Here is a 20,733-nt window from a genome sequence, read left to right as displayed (position 1 = left end):
CAATGTGGGAGTGGTTGTTATGAGATAAGATAATCTGCGAACCTTAAGGCAACCTTAAGGGATATGACTTTATGCGCCATTGGTTGTTATTATTTTGCGCGCTGGCGCTCAGCGGTTTCTCGTCTGTTTGGCCGAGTCTGTGTAAACTGCTCCGCAATGCCCGTCATCGCCTTGCCTGTTAGCCAAGGTTACGTGCGCTGTAAGACGGCAGTTAAGACAAAAAAATAGACAAAAACCAAGTAAACAGTAAGGCGGTTAACCCTTGGCGACGGGAAAATTTATTACCATCGAAGGCACCGAAGGTGTCGGCAAAAGTACTAATCTGGCCTTTGTGCACGAGTGGCTAAGCGCGCGCGGTATTGATGTATTGGTTACCCGCGAGCCGGGCGGCACACCGCTGGCCGAGCAGTTGCGCGAGCTATTGCTGGCAACCCGCGATGAGCCGGTAGCCCACAAAGCCGAGCTGTTAATGATTTTTGCCGCGCGCGCGCAACACCTAGAACATGTGATTAAACCCGCCTTGGCTCAGGGCCGGTGGGTGCTGTGCGATCGCTTTACCGATGCCACCTACGCCTACCAAGGCGGCGGCCGGGGCCTGGATAAAACCGTGATTGGCGAGCTAGAACACTTGGTGCAAGATACCTTGCGCCCCGATCTAACGCTGATACTTGATATCGCACCCGAGCTGGGCCTACAGCGCGCGGCCGCACGGGCCGAGTTGGACCGCTTTGAGCGTGAGGATATTGCGTTTTTTAATCGGGTGCGAGCGGCCTACCGCGAGCGCGCCGATGCCAACCCGGCGCACTACGCGCAAGTGGATGCAAGTCAGACGTTAAACGAGGTTCAGCGGGATATTGCGGGATGTTTGGCGCGCCTGCTAAGTGAGCCGCCGAGTCTATCGCTATAGATCGGGCGGCTCACAGGGCCTGCTACGTCGGGTTGTCGCGGCTAAAAGCGCATGCCCAGTTGCAAGGCGCCGCCGTAGGTATTTTTATCGCCCGCGGTGAGTGCGATGTCTAAATTGACCACATTGAAGGGGCTGAGGCCGACACCAATGGAGTAGGTGTCTTCAAGCGTGCCTTCTAAGTCTGTTTTATAGCCCAGGCGTAACTGAGCCCAATAGTTGGCTCCAAACTCGGCGCCCACGCGCAGCTGTTGCACGTCATCATGTAACGCGAAGTTCTCGGCGGGCATTAAATCTAGCGCCGCCTCGGCATTAAACCACTCAATATCGTAACCGACGGCCGCCACGGCTTGTGGTTTGATGGATAACGTCTCACCCTCAACCACGGTTTTGACATCTTTGCCAATGATGTTATTGAGCACAAGGGCGTAACTCATGGGGCCCTTAAGGTAGGTGGCGCCGGCGTCTAAGCTAAAAAAGTCACTGCTGTAGGTGTAATCTTCGTGATTGTCTTCGATCTCATCGACGTCAAAATCGTTGACGTTATCGCGGTAATAAAAGGTTTCAACATCGACCATTTTGGGGGTTACGCCGACGAGTAAATCGCCCTCTTCACGCCAGCTGAGGCGTTTGCCAAGTGCCACGCCATATTCCGTGACGAGGGCGCCTACGGTAGTTACCTCAGAGGTTAGCTCGTCGCTGGAGAAGGGCGCATCGACACTGTTTTCGATCAGCGTGAAGTCACTGTCGCTGATGTCAGGTATAAAGCTGCCGGTCAATGAAGCCCGGGCAAAGGCGGTAGCGGCTAAAACCTGGTTGGGGATGGCCACCGCTATACTCGCACCGCCTTCAACGTAAGCGGCGCTGCCGTCAATATCCTGCAGTAGCTCGTTAATCTTCTCAGCGTCATCTGAGTCTAGAGAGGTTCTGTAGCCAGCAGTGCTGTTGTAACCATTACCTTCGTACTTATCGAGTAGGTCGTCCAGATCATCAACATTCTCGATGAGATCATCAGGGTCTGTTGCGAAAGCCCCCAGATTTAAATTTAGCGCGAAATCGTCTTCTGCCTTAAAGTTAGCGGCCAAACTCGGGTTAAGTAATGCGCCATCGACAAAGTCGCCAGTCGCCCAAGCGGCGCCCGCTTTTCCGCTCAGTCGTCCGTTACCGTTATCTGCCGCAAAGGCAGACTGGGAGGCGAGTGCTACTAAAGTAGCGAGTATTGCTTTGTTCATTGTTCTACAGCTCCATGATTTAGATAAATGCGCCAAAACGCGCGGCGATTCTAAACACTTGGCGCATAAAAATACATAGTCAATATTGGGGGTACAGAGCATTGCGGAAGGTGTGGGGCGGTAAGAAGCGGTAATACCGGTGAGGTTAGGAGGAGCTAGAAAGGCGCCAAAGATTCAATCGTTAATGGCTCAGCGCTGATAGGGTGCTCAAAATTGATGCGCTCGGCGTGCAGCAATAGCCTGTTACTTGCGGCAATGACCGCCTCGGGCGCGTAGAGCGTGTCGCCCACAATGGGATGGCCCAGCTCGAGCATATGCACCCGCAACTGGTGAGAGCGGCCGGTGACCGGTGTTAGCGCGACGCGGGTTTGCTGGGTGTCCGTGTCGCGCGCCAAAACCCGGTAATGGGTGATGGCGGCTTTGCCATTATCCCAATCAACCATTTGCTTCGGGCGGTTGGGCCAGTCGCAAATCAACGGCAGCTCGACGGAGCCTTCGTCTTGCTCGATAATACCCGCCACCACTGCAATATAGCGTTTACTGACCTGCCGGGTTTCAAACTGGCGGCCGATGTGGCGCAGCGCCTCGTAGCTTTGCGGCACAATCACGATACCCGAGGTCGGCTGATCTAGGCGATGGACGATACGGCTATTGGGGTGACTCACCAGCAGACGATTAATCAGGCAGTCTTGTTTTTCTGGACCGCGCCCTGGCACCGTCAGTAAGCCCGACGGCTTATTGGCGATAAGCAAAGCATCATCTTGGTACACGAGCGGCACAGACGGTGTGGGCAAAGATGGGGTCATAGCGATACAGTCATAGTAGGGCTCGGCAGTCAGGTGGTGGCCATTATCCCAGACGTCGCCATTCGTACAAGGGCGATTATCGCCAAATGTGCTGCCACTTGGTAAGCTGCGCGCTCGCAACACTGGATGAACAAGACATGAGTGACTTCCCCGCACTGCCGTACCCGTGGCAACAAGAGTTATGGCAGGGCTTTGTACAGCAGTTTAGTGATAGCCGTTTACCCCACGCGCTAATGCTCTCGGGCAGCCCCGGTCTGGGTAAGCGGCACTTGGCGACGGCCATGGCGCAGTATGTATTGTGCCAGCGGCCGGTGTCTGAGTCTGCCTGTGGTAACTGTAAGTCCTGCGAGCTAAACCGTGCCGGTACCCACCCTGATTTTATCCAAGTGGCACCAGAAGAGCCCGGCAAGGCGATTAAAGTGGGTGATGTAAGAGCGTTGACCGAGGCGCAAAATAAAACCGCGCAGCAGTCGGGCTATAAAGTGGTGACCTTAATGCCGGCCGAGGCCATGAACAGCAATGCCGCGAACGCGCTATTAAAAACGCTGGAAGAGCCGGCCGCCGATACTTTATTGATTTTAGTTACCGACTCTCCCAGTGGTGTGTTGCCCACTATTCGCAGCCGCTGTCAGTTGCGCACCATGGCGATACCGCCCCACGAGCAAAGCTTACACTGGTTGACGCCGCTGGTGTCGGGCTCGGGCCACAGTGCGGCCGAGCTGTTAGCGTTGAGCCGGGGGGCGCCACTGGCCGCGCGCGATTTACTGCAAGGGGACGCACTCGATCAACGTGAGCGCTGGGCCAGCGATTTGTGCCAGCTGACCTTAGGCCAAACGGACACCTTAAGCGTTGCCGCCAGCTGGCAAAAAGGTGATGGTCGTGCTGCGGTTGACTGGTTTAGCGCGTGGCTACACGACTTGGCGTGTTGGCAGGTAGGTGCCGAGTGTGCGCGCTTTGCCGATATTGATGCCGGTTTAAATGCAACGCTAAAAGCCATTTCACCGAACTTGCTGCACCGTTTCCAAGAAAAATTGCTACACAGCAAAAAGCTGCTGGCCAGTGGTGCTAACCCCAACGTGCAATTACTGTTAGAAGAGCTGCTGATGGATTGGGGTGTTTTGCTAAGGGCGCGCGGTTAAACGCTTTACACTTGTTGGCAATTTGCTGAACCGTTACCCACAAAAAATTCAGACTCTATGGTAATGTTTGTACTCTCAATCTTGCCCATCGAGTAAATCGCTATGATAAAAAACGCTACACGCATGCTTCGGTTGTCGCTGTTAGGCTTAACGTTAAGCCTGTTGCCCGGAGCGCTGTTTGCCGCCGAGCCCGCCGGTGATTCGGCCGTATCTGAAGAGGATGCGCAGTTTCAGCTCTGGCTCGATGAGTTATACCAAGAAGCGAAAGAGCGCGGCATTAGCGAGCAAACCCTAAAGCAAGCCTTCTCAGAAATTACCCCACCGGTAAAACGCATCATTAAAACTGATCGCAATCAAGCCGAGGTGGTGCAAACGTACGACAGCTACCTGAGTGCGCGCTTAACCGATTGGAAATTTGCCACCGGGCGCAAGTTGATGGCCGAAAACGCCGAGGTGCTCAATCAAGTCGCGCAAAAATACGGCGTACAGCCGCGCTTTTTGGTGGGAATTTGGGGGATGGAAACCAACTATGGTACTTACCCCATTAAAGAGCCCATTTTTAATGTACTGGCGACGCTGGCCTACGACAAACGCCGTGGGCCCTATTTTCGCAAGCAGTTTCTAGCCGCCCTCGATATGCTCGACAGCGGCTTCCCGACCTACGCTGAGTTGAAAAGCTCGTGGGCCGGCGCTATGGGGCAGTCGCAGTTTATGCCCGATAGCTATCAGCAGTACGCCGTCGATTTTGACGGCGATGGCAAACGCGATATCTGGAACACCAAGGCCGATGTGTTTGCCTCGATCGCTAACTACTTCAAACCCCGCGGCTGGCGCGATGACCAAACCTGGGGCCGGCCGGTACAGTTGCCCGAGGGCGGCGAGCAAAGCTTGCCCGCCGAACAGGCGGCCGGTTTAACCCCCGATGCTGACTGTAAACGCTTTAAAAGCTTAGGCGTATGGCGCGATTTGCGCGATTGGCAAAAGCTGGGGGTGCGCCGCGCCGACGGGTCAGACTTGCCCAATGTATCAATTCCAGCGGCGCTGGTATTGGCCGACAAAGGCGATAATAAAGGTTATATCGTCTACCGTAACTTTTGCACCATCATGAGTTTTAACCCGTCGTTTAAGTACGCGTTATCCATCGGCTTACTGTCGGATGAGTTAAAATAATGCCCTGCTCGCCCATTAGTATCGATTACTACAGCGATGTGCTCTGTGTCTGGGCGTGGGTGGCCCAGCAGCGGGTGGATGAGTTGCAAGCACAGATGCAAGACGCGGTGGCGTTGCGTTACCACTGCGTCGATGTGTTTGGCGATGTGGCGGGCAAAATAGCCACTAACTGGGGCGAGCGGGGCGGTTATGATGGTTTTGCCCAACATGTTGCTCACGCATTAAACGAGTATTCTGATTTCACCCTGCATCCCGATGTGTGGACGCGTGTGCGCCCGGCAAGTTCGGCCAGCGCGCATTTAGTGATTAAAGCCGCTGAGCTTGCGGCAGGTGTTCCCGCAGGGGCGGCCCTGGCGTTGGCTATTCGCCAGGCGTTTTTTGCCCACGCCCAAAATATCGCCCAGCTGCCGGTATTGGCGAGCATTGCCGCAAATGCCGGCTTCGGTTGGACTGAGCTGCAACGCTACATCGACAGCGGCGCGGCGATGGCCGCCTTAATGGCCGACTACCAAGGCGCGCGCCTTGCCGGCATCAAAGGCAGTCCCTCGTATGTGCTCGACGGTGGGCGGCAAACTTTGTTTGGCAATGTCGGGTATCGGGTGATACGCGCCAATGTCGAGGAGTTGCTCAATCGGCCTCCGGATAGCGCAAGCTGGTGCTAGCGGGCCCGGCGCTGGACACCGTGCGGCTTATCCATTACCTTTGTGATAGATATTATCTACACGTATAAATAGCCTAGCGTTGTAGCTTACAGCGCTTATTGATCGGATCGACTCTATGCAAGCACTCGGCGGCGCCCGCAACGGCATTCTCTCACTGACCATTAAAGACAAAGCCGTACTCTATGCCGCGTATATGCCCTATGTGCTAAACGGCGGCCTGTTTATCCCCACTAATAAGCCTTACAAACTGGGTGATGAAGTCTTTATGCTGCTTAACTTGATGGATGAGCCGGAAAAAATCCCCGTCGCGGGCAAAGTGGTGTGGGTCACGCCCAAAGGCGCCCAAGGCAACCGCGCCGCCGGTATTGGTGTGCAATTTACCGACGAAGACAACACTGCCGTGACCAAAATAGAGAATTATTTGGCCGGCTCGCTCGAGTCAGACCGGCCCACCCATACCATGTAACGCGGCGCTGTTCGGCGCCGCCTGTACCCAACCCGCGTCATTTAATACACACAGCCAAAAAATGGTGACAATATGCTAGTGGACTCCCATTGCCACCTGGACAGAATTAATCTCGACCCCTACGACGGCCAGCTCGATCAAGCCTTGGCCGCCGCGCACGCGCGCGACATCAAACAAATGCTGTGCATCAGCATCAGTTTAGATAACGTCGAGCAGGTTATTCAGATCGCCCAGCAAAACCCCTCGGTATTAGCCTCTGTGGGGGTGCATCCGTGCGATGTGTCGGCCGGTACCGCCACCCGCGAGCAATTAACTGAGTGGGCCGGGCGCGATAAAGTCGTCGCCATTGGCGAAACCGGCCTCGATTACTACCACGAGACCGACAGTATCGATGAGCAAAAAGCCAGTTTTGCGCTGCACTTAGAGGTCGCCGGGCAGGTGGGTTTACCCGTCGTGGTACACACCCGCAACGCGCGCCAAGATACTCTCGATTTAATCAAGGCCCACGGCAACCCCGAGCACGCCGGTGTGTTGCACTGCTTTACCGAAAGCTGGGAGATGGCCCAAGCCGCCATGGAGATGAACTACTACATCTCTCTGTCGGGCATCGTCACCTTTAAAAACGCCAAAGAGCTGCAAGAAGTCGCGCGCAATATGCCACTCGATCGCTTATTGGTCGAAACCGATTCGCCGTACTTGGCACCGGTGCCGTATCGCGGCAAACCCAACGAGCCGCAATATGTGCGTGAAGTCGCCGAATTTGTCGCCGACCTTAAAGGCATCAGCTACGCTGAATTGGCCGAAATTACCACCGAGAACTTTTATCGGCTGTTTAATCGGGCGCAAGCGCACCGCCCGCAGTAGCGCCTTCATAAAGCAACCCACTAAATAACAGCACAGTTTAAAAACCCTGAGGATTTGCCCGTGTCACTGGAAACCATCAAACAACAAACCCGCGCCATGCTGCAGTTGCAGGACGACATGAACAGCAAAGTCCACTCCGCGTGGCGCGAGCAGGGCAACGCCTGGTACCGGGCCATCTGGATCGAATGTGGCGAGCTGATGGATCACTACGGCTGGAAGTGGTGGAAGCACCAAACCCCCGACACCGAGCAAGTCGCACTAGAGCTGATCGATATTTGGCACTTTGGTTTAAGTATTCTTTTACAAAGCGGTGCCAGCGTTGATGAGATTGCCGATAAAGTGGCAAGCGAGCTGGATATCAACACCGACCAAACCGACCTACGTTTAGATGTAGAAGCCTTTACCGCCGCCACCCTTAACGATCAAGCGTTTCATTTAGAACTGTTTGGCCGTTTAATGGCGGGCGTTAATATGAGTTACGCCGAGCTTTATCGCCGTTATGTGGGTAAAAATGTGCTTAACTTTTTTCGTCAAGATCACGGTTATAAAGACGGTAGCTACCGTAAAATTTGGGCCGATGGCCGCGAGGATAACGAGCATTTAGTGGAGGTAGTTGAGGCTTTGGATGCCTCTGATGTGGGTTTTTCTAAAGCGGTTTATGGGGCTTTGGAAGGGCGCTACGTTAAGTAGTTAAGTCTGGCTTTGTCAGCTTTTTCATATGCCCGTATAGCCGGGCGTGGCGAGTGAATTTTCTTGGTCTGGGCAAATCAAACTAACGAAATGGCCTCTCCTGCACTGCGTCCATGCAGCTATAACGGGTTCCATCGCTACGGCCGATTTTAGAGGGCTGTCTCGACATGCCATCCGTGGCCTGATGAGACTTGCGCAAACGCAGCCCAGGCTGCTCTCTCTGTCGCTCCGCGCCATTCACCTTGTTCCTGTTTGCTTACCCCTAAAATAGACCTCCGTTCGGCTGGTTGCAGGGGGTTAAAAGCGGTGCTTCGTAGCACCTCTTCGCGATTTGTTTAGAATCCAGTGGGCACCCAACTAAATGGTCTGCTGACGTAAAGATGTCGTAACCGTGTCGTAAAACTTTCGTCATTAACGGAGCTTGTTTTCGGTCAGAATAAATTGCCAATAACCGAGGGCAAGAATATGGATTTGAATATAGATACCAATAAACTGATAGAGCTTCGTACTCAAAAAGCTTGGAGTCAACAACACCTGGCCGAAGCGGCCAATATCAGTCTGCGTACCGTGCAGCGGATTGAAAAGAGTGGCGTGGCTTCTAAGGAGTCGGTGTTGGCTTTAGCGTCTGCTTTTAGTATGACGGTAGCTGAGTTGGTGGAACAGCCAAAAAAGAAACGTTACTTACACATGGCTGTTGGCACTACAATAGTAATGATGATGACTGTAGCGTCTTTGGTTTTGTACGCTACAAGCACTGAGGTAGACTCGATTACTCTTGCTGTTAAAGTCTTGAAAAATAACGAACCGTTCGCCGATGTACGTTTTTCCGGTTCCGTGGGCGCCGAAAGCGAGTACAAACTGAAAAACCAACTAAAAATAACAGTTGTGCCTCTTAATACCCCCGATGGGTCAATATTACTTGAAGCTAAAATCTACGAGTTACAGGCGAATCAGCAGTATAAATTAATATCAGCGCCTTCTGTTTTGGCAGAGTACCGTCAGCCTGCTTCTGTTAAGGTTTCAGGGCAAAGCGGTATAGTTTATGGATTTGAGATCACGCCCGAGGAGTAAATAGGTTTCGCCTAGCTACGAAGCACGGCTTTTCAGTTCCCCGCGACTGTGTCCCATGGAGGTCTATTTTAGTGGCTAAGTGAACAGGGCAAAGTGAAGGCTGTGAAGCGGCAGAGAAAGCAGTGTGGGCTGCGCTCACGTAAGCTATCACTTAGGCAAGTGACAAAATGAATATCTCGCAGAGAGGGATTGGCTTGGGCCACGGTCTGTCTCTGCAGCCGGTTAAAAAGAGAAACGTGCGTTGTCACGCTGGCGAGATCTGTATATTAATTACACCGATTCTGACTGTGCCAGTCAATGATTTTGCTTTTAACCATAACTGAAGCCAGAGCAGCTCATCCCCAGATACCGCCTTTATTCCTAACCAAACTGACTCGATCTTGAAAAGTGTGTGAGAGCGCAATAATCGTGTCGCATACATCCGTAACGCGTTGAAAATGATTGATCGGGCCTTGCCAGATTAGTATTGGTTCTACGGTCATGTCTCTTACACGGTTTGTCGTCGGTTCGCGAGTTTTTTAGTATCTCTTTTGTCATCGTTGCGATGTGACACTGAGCGCGCCGCCATATCTGTTGCATAAGCTCTTCCCATATTACGCTTTTGCGCAAGGTGGGGCGCCGTCCTCTCCCGGTTGGACAATACTGGTTCGAGCTGTCGTACACGTGTTGTGTTATTGGCACGGGGCGATGGAAACCGAATCTACGATAATAATGAGGACTCCCCCCATGAAATGCAAATTGAGCGTTGCCATCAGCCTAATGATTGCATTGTCCGCCTGTGGCGGCAGCAACGATAGCGGCTCGTCGTCCAGTACCCCAGTAGCGTCTAGCTCTAGCTCCAGTTCCAGTGAAAGTAGCTCCGCCGACAGCAGCTCAAGCAGTAGTGAGCCAGTTGCGAGTAACGAGTGGCAACTGATATGGGAGGATAACTTTGACGGCGATGCAATCGACTCCAGCAAGTGGGAGTTTGAGACTTCTTGTTGGGGCGGTGGCAACAACGAGCAGCAGTGTTATACCGATCGGGCTGAAAATGCTTACGTTACCGATGGGATGCTCACCATAGTCGCTAAACGCGAGGACTTTACCGGCTCTAACTCTCCCAGTGGTGAGGGTGGTCAACAGACGACGTTGCCTTACACGTCGGCCCGCTTGCGCACGCGCGGTTTGGCTGAGTGGGCGTTTGGTCGCTTTGAGATCAGTGCCAAACTGCCCGCTGGGCAGGGCACGTGGCCGGCGATATGGATGCTGCCGACCAATTCGCCCTATGGTGTTTGGGCCTCCAGTGGCGAAATTGACATTATGGAAGCGGTTAACCTAAAAGCTCAGTCGGATGCCCCCGGTGCTGCCGATGGGGATGTAGAGTCACGAGTACACGGCACTTTGCACTATGGTAGTACGTGGCCAAACAACGTGCATTCGGGGGCTTATTATCAGTTGCCCGATGGCGCCAACCCCGCCGACGCCTTTCACGAGTATGCGCTTGAGTGGGAAGCCGGTGAAATTCGCTGGTACGTGGACGATGTGCACTATGCGACTCACCGGGATTCAGGCTGGTACTCTCAGTACGAGGTGGGGGGCGAGCTGATTGATGCGCCGGAAGGCGCGCCTTTTGACCGCCACTCTCCTTTCCATATGCTGCTTAATTTGGCGGTTGGTGGCAACTGGGCCGGCAACGTCAATGAGACCGGCATCGACGAGTCGGTGTTCCCACAAACCATGGAAGTGGATTATGTGCGGGTATACGAGTGTTCGGGTGAACCCTCTACTGGCCAGGGTTGTGCCACCGTAAGTGACGATGCCGAGTTGATAGAAGGGCATACACCACCGGCACTACAAGGCTCGGAGTTTGCCACGCCGCCATTATTTACCATGTTTGACGACGCTCTGGTCGCCGGTTTAGAGGTTAACAGCTATAACCCGACAGGAGAGGTGACTTGGTCGAGCGATATCGTCGAAGAGGGCCGGGGCTTTGTGTTTAATTACGCCAAGCCGGCGGTGGACGGTAATGTTTACTTTCAGGTAAGCGATGGCGCCGCTGATTTATCCTCATGGGTAGATGGCGGGGTATTGGCGTTTGATTACAAGGTGAACAGCGCGGCCGATGGCAGCAACTTGTTGGTAAAAATCGACAGCGGTTGGCCCAACGCCAGTGATACCACGGTACCGGTTGCGCCCCTGGGGGAGTGGCGCAGTTTTAGCATCGGTGTCGAGGCGCTTCGCGCTAGCGGTAACTCACTGGCCGGGGGCTCTGCCAATATCGAGTTGATTGCTAATATGTTTGTCATTGAATCCAACGGTGCGATTGATGTGTCGTTTGACAATGTCCGCTTAGAGGTGCCCGCCGATTAGCCCTGTGGCACCACCGCGCCTCGGTGCGGTGGTGCCAGTGACGCGATGCCGCTGCATGCGGTAGATGCGGTCAGTTTGACGCCTTTGTCTACTCTTTAAGCCCGCCTCGCATACGTCCCCCTCCTATAGATGAAATTTTTTCTCAATAGCTTATAATACCGGCCCGTCCGGACGCGGTAATGCGTGAGCCCTAACTGCTTACTCGTCTTGGTCATCTGGCTAGCGCATATCTTGCCAGCGTTGCGAGAACCCGGCTGCGTCCTCAACCTTGGGCGCCGGTTAGGGGTTCTGCGAGGCTCGCCGCCTTAGCCCGATTAATTACCTCACTGACAGGTGGTGCGGCAACCCCGCTTAAGCCTGCAAACTACGGAGAAATAAAGTGAAAGCACCCGTTCGAGTTACCGTCACCGGCGCCGCTGGTCAAATCAGCTATTCCCTGTTGTTCCGCATCGCCTCTGGCGCCATGTTGGGCGAAGATCAGCCGGTTATTTTGCAATTGCTGGAAATCACTCCTGCGCTGGAAGCCCTAAAAGGCGTCGCTATGGAGCTGGACGACTGCGCTTTCCCGCTGCTGGCCGGTATGGTTTGCACCGACGATCCTAATGTTGCCTTTAAAGACACCGATTACGCTTTGCTGGTAGGTGCGCGCCCACGCGGGCCAGGCATGGAGCGTAAAGATCTGCTGTCGGCTAACGCCGCAATCTTCTCGGTACAAGGCAAGGCCATCAACGATCACGCCTCGCGCGATATTAAAGTGCTGGTCGTGGGCAACCCTGCTAACACCAACGCTTTGATTGCGCAGCGCAACGCGCCAGACATTAACCCACGTCAGTTCACCGCTATGATGCGCCTGGATCACAACCGTGCTCTGACTCAGCTGGCACAAAAAACCGGCAAAACCATCTCTGATGTTAAAAATCTGGTGGTCTGGGGTAATCACTCAGCGACTCAGTATCCGGATGTTCACCACGCCACTGTCGCCGGTGAAGACGCCATGAGCCTGATCGACCAAAGCTGGTACGAAAACGACTTTATCCCCACAGTACAACAGCGCGGCGCGGCGATTATTAAAGCGCGCGGTGCGTCTTCTGCAGCGTCTGCGGCTAATGCGGCTATCGACCATATGCGCTCTTGGGCGCTGGGTTCTGCTGAGGGCGATTGGGTCAGCATGGGTGTATACAGCGATGGCAGCTACGGCATCGAAAAAGGCCTGATTTACTCGTTCCCGTGCGTGTGCAAAAACGGCGACTGGGAAATTGTACAAGGCGTAGAGAACAACGAGTTCTCGAAAGGCCGTATGCAGGCTACCGAGCAAGAGTTGCGTGAAGAGCGCGACGCGGTTGCTGACCTACTGCCATAAGCGGTAAGTTGCTTTGCCCAAAAAAGCCCGCCTGAGCTCACTCAGGCGGGCTTTTTTATAGGGTGACTCTACATTAGAGCCGGTTAGTTACCCTGCGGCCGATCGGAGTAGTAAGTGCGGCCGCTCTCGTCGGTGTGGCGATAAATGGTTTTACCGGTTTCGTCCACTTCGGCATTGTCGGCATCTTCAATGCGGTATTGGCTGTCGGCATCGACTTGCTCGATCGATTGCGCGCCCTCGACAAAGATGATCTCGGCCAGTTCGTTTACTTTGGGGTTCAGCAGTAGCGGCAGTTTATTGTCAGACTGCAATTGCTGTTTAAACTCGGGGTCATGCAAAATAGCCTGCACTCGTGGGTCGTCTTTTTTAATCTGGTACTGCTGGTAGCCAAGGGCAAATTTTTTCGCCGTGTCGCGGGCATCGTCGCGGTTGTCGATGTCCATGCCGGCGTCTTGCATCAGTTGGCGCAAGTCGTCGTCTTCCATCAAGCGTCGAAACGCCGGCACTTGCATCAGCTCGTCGACTTTGCCTTGCTGCATTAAACGCTGGGCGCGAGCGTCTGCCATCAGTTGGCGCATATCCGGGTTATTACTCACCCGACCGACTCGGTCCAGGCTCTCTACCGGATCGGCCACGACCGACTCGGTAATGCGCACGGCGTTGTCACTCTTGCCCGATAACGCAAGCAGGCCCCCGGCCGATTTGCTGACGAGTTTACGGGCGGCGGCATCTACCGGCGTGGTGGTTCTGGATTGTGCTGGAGTCTCTTGTTTAAGGTTTTGCGCCGAGTCATACACACCAAACAAATACACCAACAGCAAGCCAATAAGGGCACCCGCCGCCGCGCCTACGGCAGCGCCGCCAAGCCTTGATAGCGGGCCCGGCTCTCCTTCACCCTGGGATGGCGTAAGCTTGGCCAGAATCCAAAACAACAGGCGAATGGTGATAAGTGCCGCAAAAAACAGCGCGACTGAGCCGACAAGGTAAGCCGCGATTCCTGTGAGCGAGGTGTACTGCTTGATCAGCTCGGCCACGTCTTTGCTGTAGAAAAAAGTCGCGGCGTAAGCACCTGCCAAGGCAACTATGCGTGCTAGCGACCCCCAAAAACCATTAAAATAGCCGCGAATGGCAAAAAACGCCGTGGCGATACCAAAGATTATTGCCGAAACACCCATAGATCCGTCCAGTTCATTGTCATTATGCAAGAGCAGATCTTATCTCACGGGGGCGGCCGGTTCCAGATAACAGCCATAAATACATACGCTTAGGCGTTACGGCCTAAACCTAAAGAGGCGCTTCCATGACCTTATACCGCTGCCCCAGTTGCCAGGCGCCACTCGAGCGCTGGGAGGCTACCTATCGCTGCGCTGCCAACCACAGCTTTGATATTGCTCGAAAAGGCTATGTGAATTTACTGCTGGCGCATCAAATGGCGTCAAAGCAGCCCGGCGACAATAAAATGATGATCAACGCCCGGCGGGAATTTTTATCGGCCGGGTTTTATCAGCCGTTGGCCGATAGGCTCGTGCAATTGTGCCGCGAGCACAGCCTGCAGCAACTGCTGGATGCCGGCTGTGGGGAAGGGTATTACGCTGCCAGCCTTGCCGCTGCCGGCGTTAACGTGGCTGGGGTCGATATTTCTAAAGAGGGGATTCAGGCGGCGTGTCGGCGCAGTAAAAGCATCGACTGGTGTATCGCCAGTGTGGCGGAGCTGCCTTATTTGGATGGCGTTTTCGATTCGGTGTTGTCGGTATTTTGCTTTGTCGACGAGGCCGAGTTTGCGCGGGTGTTAGCGCCCGGCGGTTTGGTGGTGTTTGTGGGGCCGGGGGATGACCATTTACCCAACCTGCGCGCGGCATTATATGATGAGGTTCGGCCCTATCGCAGCGCCAAGCAGCAAGCGTACTTTGCCGGGTTGAGCTTGGTCAGCCAAGAGCGTTTAACGTTCGATATTCAGTTACACGATGGCCAACAAATAGCCAACCTGCTGAAAATGACCCCCCATTACTGGAGTACCAGCCCCGCTCAACAGTCGTCATTGTTGGGTTTAACACAGTTGCGGGACACCGCTGATATGAGTATTCAGGTGTACCGTAAGAACTAACGCCTATTAATTCGGGTGCCATCTAGCGGATATGTGTATAATGACGCCAGCGTTATACATGGGTACGTCAAATTTTAATGGCTATACTACACTGGTGCTAGCCTGCCGGGAGAACGACGCGGAGATACTATGAAACGTTCAATAACCTACAAAAATAATGGTTTCACTCTCATTGAGCTGATCGTCGTGATCACCATTATCGGCATTCTCGCCGCGGTGGCGATACCTCGCTTAAGTGGCTTAGAGCGCGAAGCGCGTATTGCGTCTATTCAGGGGTTGTTAGGTGCGGTTAAGTCGGCGTCATCTTTGGCACACGCCACCTCTTTGGTGCAGGGCGAGCCCGCCACCATCGATATGGAAGGGCAAACCATTAATATGGTTAACGAATACCCGGCCGCAGGCGCCAATGGCATTGCCCTGGCTGTAGCCTTTGATGCAATCGACTACACCTTTACCGGCGGTAACCCGTCGACTTTTGAGTTGGCGGGTTATAGCGGCAGTGATTGCGAGGTGCAGTACAACGCCGCGGATGGTACCGGTGCACCACCGGTGGTTGTCGCCGAAACGAGCGGCTGTTAACGGCGCGCTCATAAAGCTTTTTTGTAAAACCCTCTTGCCGAGCTCGCTCGGCTTTTTTATGCCTGTCGATTGGCTTGGCGAGCTTCTTAATCCTGCCTTATCAAAATTAACTATTGTAAAGCTCCCTTGTGTTGTCCGGATGCGGCCTCCATTTCAGTAGGGTATTTTTCTCACAGTGATTTTTAAGGAGTAGGGTATGTCTGGTTCTGTTCAGTTACCGCAGCCGGGTTTGGGAACGTTTCGGCTGCAAGACGATATTGTGATCGCCTCGGTAAAGTCTGCCTTGGAGTTGGGCTATCGTCATATCGATACCGCCGCAATGTACGATAACGAAGCCGCCGTGGGGCGAGCGATACGCGAAAGTGGCGTACCGCGCGAGGAGATCTTTGTTACCACCAAGATATGGTTTGATCGCCTCAGCGATGATGACGCCATTACCGCATTGCAAGAGAGTTTAACCAAGCTTGATATGGATTACGTCGACTTGGCGCTCATTCACTGGCCCTCGCCCGACAACGAAGTGCCGATGGCAGAGTATTTGGGCGCACTCGACAAGGCCCGCGAGCAAGGACTTTGCCGAGCGTTTGGGGTATCCAACTTTACCATCGCGCAAATCGACGAGGCCTTAGGTTTGCCTTGTGGTAAACGTATTGCGACCAACCAAGTTGAGGTGCACCCGTTACTGGCCAATACTAAACTGGTGCAGCATTGCCAATCCAAAGGCATTCAAGTGACAGGTTATATGCCTTTGGCCGTGGGCAAAGTGATGGATGAGCCGGTGCTGCAAAAAATAGCCGCAGCCCACAAGGCGACGGCGGCACAAGTGGCCCTCGCTTGGGTGGCCAGCAAAAACATTGTGGTGATACCGTCATCCACCAAAGCGGCGCACCAAAAAGCCAATCTCGAGGCGCTGCGTATTACCCTTAGTGCCGACGAAATTGCGCAGATTGATCAGCTCGATCGCGGTGAGCGAGTGGCCAATCCGCCGTTCTCGCCCAAGTGGGATCAGTGATCGCGCAGCGCGTGAATTAGTCCTTCTTTGTCTAGCGTCGAGCGGCCGCTAATATCTAGCTCGGCTGCTCGTTGATATAACGCTTTTTTACTCCAGTGCTCGTAAGGCGGCGCATGCCCACCGCGCACCCCCGTGCGGTGGCGCGGCGAGTTGGCAATGCGCGCTGCTTTTTCTTTGCTCGCCCCTTCGCGACGCAGCGCCTCATACTGCTCATCATCTTTGATGCTGGGACCGTAGTCAGTTTTAGCCATATTCAGCTACTCCGTTATGCAATAGTCGCGGTATGTATCGACGCCAGTAGGCAATTGCCCTCCAGCTACTCGTTTTAGCCAGCTTCAATGGATGCATAATTCTCACCAGTTTTTCTAGTGTTATCGGCTGTTTGCCGCTCTAGCGGCAGCGTTCGATAAGGTGATTACTTTTGCGCCTCTGTATTAAGGCAATCGCGTAAGGCTTACAACAAGATGCAAATTGTTCTGCCCCCGATTGATTTTGCGGTGGGTGATACAGGCCTTACTCGTTAGTGGGACATTTTGGGCATCCAAATCCGCACTGACGCCGTACTGTTCTATGGGCCTTTAAAATAAGCAAAAACTCTCTGGGAGAACGCATGGATTCGAGCCACATTAAATTATTAAGCGCTACCGCAACGGGTGATAAACGCGCCTTTGCCGAGTTGTACCAAAACACCTCGGGGCGGTTGTACGCGGTGTGTTTACAGCTGTTACAGCGCAAAGATCTTGCCGAAGAGGCAATGCAGGAAGCCTACGTGCGGATTTGGCACAACGCCTGTGATTATCACAGCGATAAGGGCTCGGTGATCGTCTGGATGATTAGTATTGCGCGTTATCGCGCGCTGGATATTTTGCGCTCGGCGGCTCACAAGCGAGAGCGCGGTGAAACAGACCATGAACCGAGCAGTGACCACACGCCAGAAGTGTCCTTGTTTGATGAGCGTGAACGCGCTCGCATTGATGAATGTATGGACACGTTGGACGATGTACAGCGCCAGACCATTCAGTTGGCGTATTTTCGCGGTTTGACCCACTCGGAGTTGTGCGTGCATACGGGCTCGCCTTTGGGCTCCATTAAAAGTTGGATTCGCCGTGGTCTGCAAACGTTAAAGAGGTGCCTTGAGCGATGAACTATCTAACCGAAGAGCGCAAAAACAGCCTGTCATCTGAGTATGTGTTGGGCACTTTACACGGCGCGGCGCGGCTGCGTTATCAAACCTTGTTAATTAATCACCGTCCCATGCGCCAAGCCTTGTGGCGATGGGAGCGGCACTTAAACGGGTTGGGTGCGGCCCTGCCCGAGCGTCAACCAGACCCCGGCGTATGGCAAGCCATTCAGCGGCGGCTGGGCTTTGCGTACAACGACAGAGATGGTAAAGCCGACACGGTTGTATCGCTCCCCCAAACTGATATCGGCCGAGTTGCGGCAACAACGGTTAATCGTTGGCGCTGGCTGGCCAGCGCCGCCAGTATTGTGGCCGTCGCATTGGCGCTAAATTTATGGTGGGGCCAAGCTGAGGTTTCAACGGCGCCCTCACAGGTAGCTGTGGTGCAGGGTGCGCAAGCTGAAGCCTTGTGGTTGATCGAGCTAACCGAGCGCGACATTCAAGTTCAGGCGACCGAACAATTTAGTCCTGTCAGCAATAAAGACTACGAACTGTGGTTGGTGGCCGCCGATGGGCGTGCGCCAGTGTCGCTGGGTTTATTGCCTAAAGATGGCCGCTTAACGCTAGCGCGCAGTGATTTATTTGATCAAGTGCAAGTGGCGGCGCTGGCGGTAAGTTTAGAGCCTGTAGGTGGCTCGCCCAATGGCGCGCCTACACAAGTGCTTTATACCTCACAGCTTGTTGCGCTTTAAGGTATCTACTTAAGCCAAGGGTAAGTTTTGTACCCTTGGCTTCTTTTGTTACTACGCTGTTAATGGTGTTAGTTCACCGTTAGAGCAATCGATTTCGAATCGAAATTTATACGCCCTAAAAGTAGCCGCTAGTTATAACAGTCCGGCTATATATCTTACAAAAAGCGTCAAAACGTAAAAAAAACCGTATTTATTAAAATAAGTAAAAATAAATGCATCCAAAAGTAAATTTCATCCGTTAGGACAGTGACGATCATGTTAATCAAGGAGAAAATCATGCAAAAGTATAAGTTGACATGTGCCATCGCCGCCATTTGCGGCAGTTTAGCGATGGGCGCAAACGCCTCAAGTCACCGTGAAGCACCAAGCATTACGCGAATGCCAACGGTAGATTCCACAGATTTTTACGCGTTTAACAGTTATGAAGCAGGACGTGACGATTATGTCACCATGATTGCAAACTATATTCCTCTGCAAGATGCTTACGGCGGTCCTAATTACTTTGCTATGGACCCCAACGCGGTTTACAGCATTCATGTCGATAACGACGGGGATGCGGTGGAAGACATTACCTTTCAGTTTCGCTTCGATTCAATGTTGCCTGCCGATGGTGAAGGTGTTGCATTAGAGGTGGGTGCCGAAGGCGAGAAAAAATCCATTGCGGTACCACTGAAAAACGTGGGCGGTATTTCCGCGGGTGATCAGTCGAAGGCTAACTTTTCTGAGCATTACTCGGTCACTATGGTCACCGGCGACCGTCGTACCGGTACGGCGATGGAGCTGGAAGAGGCCAACGGTGGCGGCGCAATGTTCACTAAGCCGCTCGATTACATAGGCAATAAAACTTTTGGCTCTGAGTCAGGTTACTCTGATTACGCCGACAGCTTTGTGCACGAGGTGGCATTGCCCGGTTGCGATATGAACGCGCGAGTTTTTGTCGGTCAACGTAAAGACCCTTTCACCGTTAACCTCGGTAAAACCTTCGATCTTGTAAATTATGTACCGGTTGAAGGCGATAGTGCTCCAGGCGCTGACGATGGCGGCGGTTTCCCAGGTGGCATCACTCAGTCCATGGAAAATGATGACCTGCGCTGGAAAAACGTGACCGCGCTCGCCATCGAAGTCCCCAAAAGCTGTGTCACGGGTTCCGGTAATGGTGTGATCGGTAGTTGGACAACCGCGAGCTTGCCGCAAGCGCGTATTCTTAACCCGATGGCAACCTTCGACAAGCCAGAGGTTAACGGCGGTGCGCTGACACAAGTATCGCGTTTGGGTAATCCCTTGGTTAACGAGTTGGTTATCGGCTTAAAAGACAAAGACACTTTCTCGGCCAGCGAGCCAAAAGATGACGCCCAGTTTGCCGATTATGTGACTCACCCAAGCCTACCCGAGCTGCTCAACATCTTGTTTAAAGATGCTGTCAATCAAACTCTTGATACCGACTTTGCAACGTTGGCGCCCACTAAATTTCCGCGTTTGGATTTAGTTACCGCCTTTTTAACCGGCTTTGAAGGTGTTAACCAGCTCGCTATGGTTACGCCATCGGAAATGCTGCGCTTAAACACCGGTATTGCTGCTGTACCCGCTGAGCAACAATCAGCGTTTGGTGTGGCGGGTGATGACTTGGCCGGTTTCCCTAATGGCCGTCGCCCTGGTGACGACGTAGTCGATATCGCACTGCGCGTTGTAATGGGTCGCCTGTGTCACCCAGTGCCGGTTGCGGGCGAAGACACTGATCTTGGTCTTTGCGCACCGGAAGATGCGGTCGTCGGTACTGTACCATTTACCGATGGTGCGCCCACCAATGCTGGCATGATGGACACGTCATTCCCGTATCTGGCCGATCCTATCGCCGGGTCTGAGTAAGGAGGACACTATGAACAGCATTACACGCACTGCATTAATTGCGCTGTCCAGTAGCCTGCTGTTGGCCGGTTGTGGCAGCGACGATGATGACGACTATAACCCCGATCCAATGCCAGAGCCCGAAAACCAAGCGCCTATGGCGGAGACGGCAAACTTTACCACGGAAGCCGACACGGTACTGACGGATATGTTGTCAGCCACCGACGCCGATGGCGATGAGCTGAGCTTTATGGTGATGGACGAGCCAAGCAATGGTCAGGTGATGATCGAGGCTGACGGTAGTTTTATGTACACGCCAGCGGCGACCTTTACCGGTACCGATAGCTTTAGCTTTACCGTATCCGATGGCGAAGACACCTCGGGCGCGGCAGAGGTAAGTATTACGGTCGATGCCATGCAGGTATCGTTTAGTACCTACAGCCGCTCGGTCTTTAATCAGCAAGCAATGGACGAACCTTTGCCGGTTAATGGTCGGGAGTTTGAACAAGACGTTACCGAGGCAAATGCCTACGACGACTTGATTCAAGACGCTGACTAAACGGGTATCATCGTTCTACCCCGGGCTTTAAAAAGCTCGGGGTAGGGCA

Annotated in this window: 21 protein-coding genes; 17 read left to right on the top strand and 4 right to left on the bottom strand. The window is 53.5% G+C overall.

The window, feature by feature from the left end; translation table 11 throughout:
• Nucleotides 1-262 precede the first annotated feature (262 nt).
• A complete protein-coding gene (gene tmk, locus AACY82_RS07365) occupies nucleotides 263-907 on the top strand; it encodes a dTMP kinase (RefSeq protein WP_339616142.1) in 645 nt (214 codons plus the stop codon).
• A gap of 41 nt (nucleotides 908-948) precedes the next feature.
• Here the strand turns inward: tmk and traF are convergent, their stop codons facing one another.
• Both traF and AACY82_RS07355 read right to left on the bottom strand, forming a co-directional pair.
• A complete protein-coding gene (traF, locus tag AACY82_RS07360) occupies nucleotides 949-2,136 on the bottom strand; it encodes a conjugal transfer protein TraF (RefSeq protein ID WP_339616141.1) in 1,188 nt (395 codons plus the stop codon).
• A 155-nt stretch (nucleotides 2,137-2,291) separates the two neighbouring features.
• The gene (locus tag AACY82_RS07355; RefSeq protein WP_339616140.1) at nucleotides 2,292-2,942 is read right to left on the bottom strand and encodes an RluA family pseudouridine synthase; all 651 of its coding nucleotides are present in this window, start codon (nucleotides 2,940-2,942) and stop codon (nucleotides 2,292-2,294) included.
• Nucleotides 2,943-3,079: 137 nt separating this feature from the next.
• On the opposite strand from AACY82_RS07355, the gene AACY82_RS07350 reads away from it, so the two are divergent.
• The 9 genes from AACY82_RS07350 to AACY82_RS07310 all read left to right on the top strand — a co-directional run bounded on the left by AACY82_RS07350 (nucleotide 3,080) and on the right by AACY82_RS07310 (nucleotide 12,713).
• Nucleotides 3,080-4,081: a DNA polymerase III subunit delta' gene (locus AACY82_RS07350; protein WP_339616139.1), complete on the top strand. Its 1,002-nt coding sequence runs from the start codon at nucleotides 3,080-3,082 to the stop codon at nucleotides 4,079-4,081.
• A 102-nt stretch (nucleotides 4,082-4,183) separates the two neighbouring features.
• A complete protein-coding gene (locus tag AACY82_RS07345; protein ID WP_339616138.1) occupies nucleotides 4,184-5,251 on the top strand; it encodes a lytic murein transglycosylase in 1,068 nt (355 codons plus the stop codon).
• Entirely contained in the window at nucleotides 5,251-5,913 is a 663-nt protein-coding gene (locus AACY82_RS07340; RefSeq protein ID WP_339616137.1) for a DsbA family protein, read from the top strand. The genes AACY82_RS07345 and AACY82_RS07340 overlap by 1 nt, the downstream gene beginning before the upstream one ends.
• Before the next feature lie 115 nt (nucleotides 5,914-6,028).
• Nucleotides 6,029-6,379, top strand: a complete 351-nt coding sequence (locus tag AACY82_RS07335; RefSeq protein WP_041523574.1) for a PilZ domain-containing protein — start codon at nucleotides 6,029-6,031, stop codon at nucleotides 6,377-6,379.
• A gap of 72 nt (nucleotides 6,380-6,451) precedes the next feature.
• Nucleotides 6,452-7,243, top strand: a complete 792-nt coding sequence (locus tag AACY82_RS07330) for a TatD family hydrolase (RefSeq protein WP_339616136.1) — start codon at nucleotides 6,452-6,454, stop codon at nucleotides 7,241-7,243.
• A gap of 75 nt (nucleotides 7,244-7,318) precedes the next feature.
• On the top strand, nucleotides 7,319-7,933 hold the full coding sequence (locus AACY82_RS07325) for a dUTP diphosphatase (protein WP_339616345.1): 615 nt from the start codon (nucleotides 7,319-7,321) through the stop codon (nucleotides 7,931-7,933).
• Nucleotides 7,934-8,398: 465 nt separating this feature from the next.
• A complete protein-coding gene (locus AACY82_RS07320) occupies nucleotides 8,399-9,004 on the top strand; it encodes a helix-turn-helix domain-containing protein (protein WP_339616135.1) in 606 nt (201 codons plus the stop codon).
• Nucleotides 9,005-9,730: 726 nt separating this feature from the next.
• Nucleotides 9,731-11,353 carry a family 16 glycosylhydrolase gene (locus tag AACY82_RS07315; protein WP_339616134.1) on the top strand — a complete coding sequence of 541 codons (1,623 nt, stop codon included), beginning with the start codon at nucleotides 9,731-9,733 and terminating at the stop codon, nucleotides 11,351-11,353.
• Between the two features lie 379 nt (nucleotides 11,354-11,732).
• A complete protein-coding gene (locus tag AACY82_RS07310; RefSeq protein ID WP_339616133.1) occupies nucleotides 11,733-12,713 on the top strand; it encodes a malate dehydrogenase in 981 nt (326 codons plus the stop codon).
• 83 nt (nucleotides 12,714-12,796) lie between these two features.
• On the opposite strand, the gene AACY82_RS07305 is transcribed toward AACY82_RS07310, so the two are convergent.
• A complete protein-coding gene (locus tag AACY82_RS07305) occupies nucleotides 12,797-13,888 on the bottom strand; it encodes a CvpA family protein (RefSeq protein ID WP_339616132.1) in 1,092 nt (363 codons plus the stop codon).
• A gap of 125 nt (nucleotides 13,889-14,013) precedes the next feature.
• Here AACY82_RS07305 and AACY82_RS07300 point away from each other — a divergent pair, with 125 nt between their 5' ends.
• The 3 genes from AACY82_RS07300 (at nucleotide 14,014) to dkgB (ending at nucleotide 16,408) form a co-directional block, all read left to right on the top strand.
• The gene (locus AACY82_RS07300) at nucleotides 14,014-14,817 is read left to right on the top strand and encodes a putative RNA methyltransferase (RefSeq protein ID WP_339616131.1); all 804 of its coding nucleotides are present in this window, start codon (nucleotides 14,014-14,016) and stop codon (nucleotides 14,815-14,817) included.
• Between the two features lie 129 nt (nucleotides 14,818-14,946).
• Complete coding sequence (locus AACY82_RS07295) at nucleotides 14,947-15,396, top strand: prepilin-type N-terminal cleavage/methylation domain-containing protein (protein ID WP_339616130.1); 450 nt, start codon at nucleotides 14,947-14,949, stop codon at nucleotides 15,394-15,396.
• A gap of 196 nt (nucleotides 15,397-15,592) precedes the next feature.
• Entirely contained in the window at nucleotides 15,593-16,408 is an 816-nt protein-coding gene (gene dkgB / locus AACY82_RS07290; RefSeq protein ID WP_339616129.1) for a 2,5-didehydrogluconate reductase DkgB, read from the top strand.
• Here the strand turns inward: dkgB and AACY82_RS07285 are convergent.
• Nucleotides 16,402-16,659 (bottom strand): Rho termination factor, encoded by a 258-nt coding sequence (locus AACY82_RS07285; protein ID WP_339616128.1) that lies wholly within the window; start codon nucleotides 16,657-16,659, stop codon nucleotides 16,402-16,404. The two genes, dkgB and AACY82_RS07285, sit on opposite strands and share 7 nt — an antisense overlap.
• 359 nt (nucleotides 16,660-17,018) lie before the next feature.
• On the opposite strand from AACY82_RS07285, the gene AACY82_RS07280 reads away from it, so the two are divergent.
• The 4 genes from AACY82_RS07280 (at nucleotide 17,019) to AACY82_RS07265 (ending at nucleotide 20,684) form a co-directional block, all read left to right on the top strand.
• Nucleotides 17,019-17,552, top strand: a complete 534-nt coding sequence (locus AACY82_RS07280) for a sigma-70 family RNA polymerase sigma factor (RefSeq protein ID WP_339616127.1) — start codon at nucleotides 17,019-17,021, stop codon at nucleotides 17,550-17,552.
• Nucleotides 17,549-18,280 (top strand): anti-sigma factor, encoded by a 732-nt coding sequence (locus AACY82_RS07275; RefSeq protein ID WP_339616126.1) that lies wholly within the window; start codon nucleotides 17,549-17,551, stop codon nucleotides 18,278-18,280. The genes AACY82_RS07280 and AACY82_RS07275 overlap by 4 nt, the downstream gene beginning before the upstream one ends.
• A 276-nt stretch (nucleotides 18,281-18,556) precedes the next feature.
• Nucleotides 18,557-20,146, top strand: coding sequence for a DUF4331 domain-containing protein (locus tag AACY82_RS07270; RefSeq protein WP_339616125.1), 1,590 nt, complete (start codon nucleotides 18,557-18,559; stop codon nucleotides 20,144-20,146).
• Nucleotides 20,147-20,156: 10 nt separating this feature from the next.
• Nucleotides 20,157-20,684 (top strand): Ig-like domain-containing protein, encoded by a 528-nt coding sequence (locus AACY82_RS07265; protein WP_339616124.1) that lies wholly within the window; start codon nucleotides 20,157-20,159, stop codon nucleotides 20,682-20,684.
• Nucleotides 20,685-20,733: the final 49 nt, after the last annotated feature.

It is taken from the genome of uncultured Gilvimarinus sp. (assembly GCF_963972205.1).
GTDB classification, from domain to species: Bacteria; Pseudomonadota; Gammaproteobacteria; order Pseudomonadales; family Cellvibrionaceae; genus Gilvimarinus; species Gilvimarinus japonicus.
Note: the sequence above shows the minus strand (reverse complement) of the source record. Positions and strands in the feature narration are given on the sequence as shown.

What these genes read in the sequence shown, in the direction of transcription:
- AACY82_RS07350 (WP_339616139.1), top strand. Translation starts at nt 3,080, where the DNA reads ATGAGTGACTTCCCCGCACTGCCGTACCCGTGGCAACAAGAGTTATGG.
- AACY82_RS07265 (WP_339616124.1), top strand. Translation starts at nt 20,157, where the DNA reads ATGAACAGCATTACACGCACTGCATTAATTGCGCTGTCCAGTAGCCTG.
- traF (WP_339616141.1), bottom strand. Translation starts at nt 2,136, where the DNA reads ATGAACAAAGCAATACTCGCTACTTTAGTAGCACTCGCCTCCCAGTCT.
- AACY82_RS07335 (WP_041523574.1), top strand. Translation starts at nt 6,029, where the DNA reads ATGCAAGCACTCGGCGGCGCCCGCAACGGCATTCTCTCACTGACCATT.
- AACY82_RS07340 (WP_339616137.1), top strand. Translation starts at nt 5,251, where the DNA reads ATGCCCTGCTCGCCCATTAGTATCGATTACTACAGCGATGTGCTCTGT.
- AACY82_RS07285 (WP_339616128.1), bottom strand. Translation starts at nt 16,659, where the DNA reads ATGGCTAAAACTGACTACGGTCCCAGCATCAAAGATGATGAGCAGTAT.
- AACY82_RS07355 (WP_339616140.1), bottom strand. Translation starts at nt 2,942, where the DNA reads ATGACCCCATCTTTGCCCACACCGTCTGTGCCGCTCGTGTACCAAGAT.
- AACY82_RS07330 (WP_339616136.1), top strand. Translation starts at nt 6,452, where the DNA reads ATGCTAGTGGACTCCCATTGCCACCTGGACAGAATTAATCTCGACCCC.
- AACY82_RS07280 (WP_339616127.1), top strand. Translation starts at nt 17,019, where the DNA reads ATGGATTCGAGCCACATTAAATTATTAAGCGCTACCGCAACGGGTGAT.
- AACY82_RS07275 (WP_339616126.1), top strand. Translation starts at nt 17,549, where the DNA reads ATGAACTATCTAACCGAAGAGCGCAAAAACAGCCTGTCATCTGAGTAT.
- dkgB (WP_339616129.1), top strand. Translation starts at nt 15,593, where the DNA reads ATGTCTGGTTCTGTTCAGTTACCGCAGCCGGGTTTGGGAACGTTTCGG.
- AACY82_RS07300 (WP_339616131.1), top strand. Translation starts at nt 14,014, where the DNA reads ATGACCTTATACCGCTGCCCCAGTTGCCAGGCGCCACTCGAGCGCTGG.
- AACY82_RS07305 (WP_339616132.1), bottom strand. Translation starts at nt 13,888, where the DNA reads ATGGGTGTTTCGGCAATAATCTTTGGTATCGCCACGGCGTTTTTTGCC.
- AACY82_RS07320 (WP_339616135.1), top strand. Translation starts at nt 8,399, where the DNA reads ATGGATTTGAATATAGATACCAATAAACTGATAGAGCTTCGTACTCAA.
- AACY82_RS07345 (WP_339616138.1), top strand. Translation starts at nt 4,184, where the DNA reads ATGATAAAAAACGCTACACGCATGCTTCGGTTGTCGCTGTTAGGCTTA.
- AACY82_RS07315 (WP_339616134.1), top strand. Translation starts at nt 9,731, where the DNA reads ATGAAATGCAAATTGAGCGTTGCCATCAGCCTAATGATTGCATTGTCC.
- AACY82_RS07295 (WP_339616130.1), top strand. Translation starts at nt 14,947, where the DNA reads ATGAAACGTTCAATAACCTACAAAAATAATGGTTTCACTCTCATTGAG.
- AACY82_RS07270 (WP_339616125.1), top strand. Translation starts at nt 18,557, where the DNA reads ATGCAAAAGTATAAGTTGACATGTGCCATCGCCGCCATTTGCGGCAGT.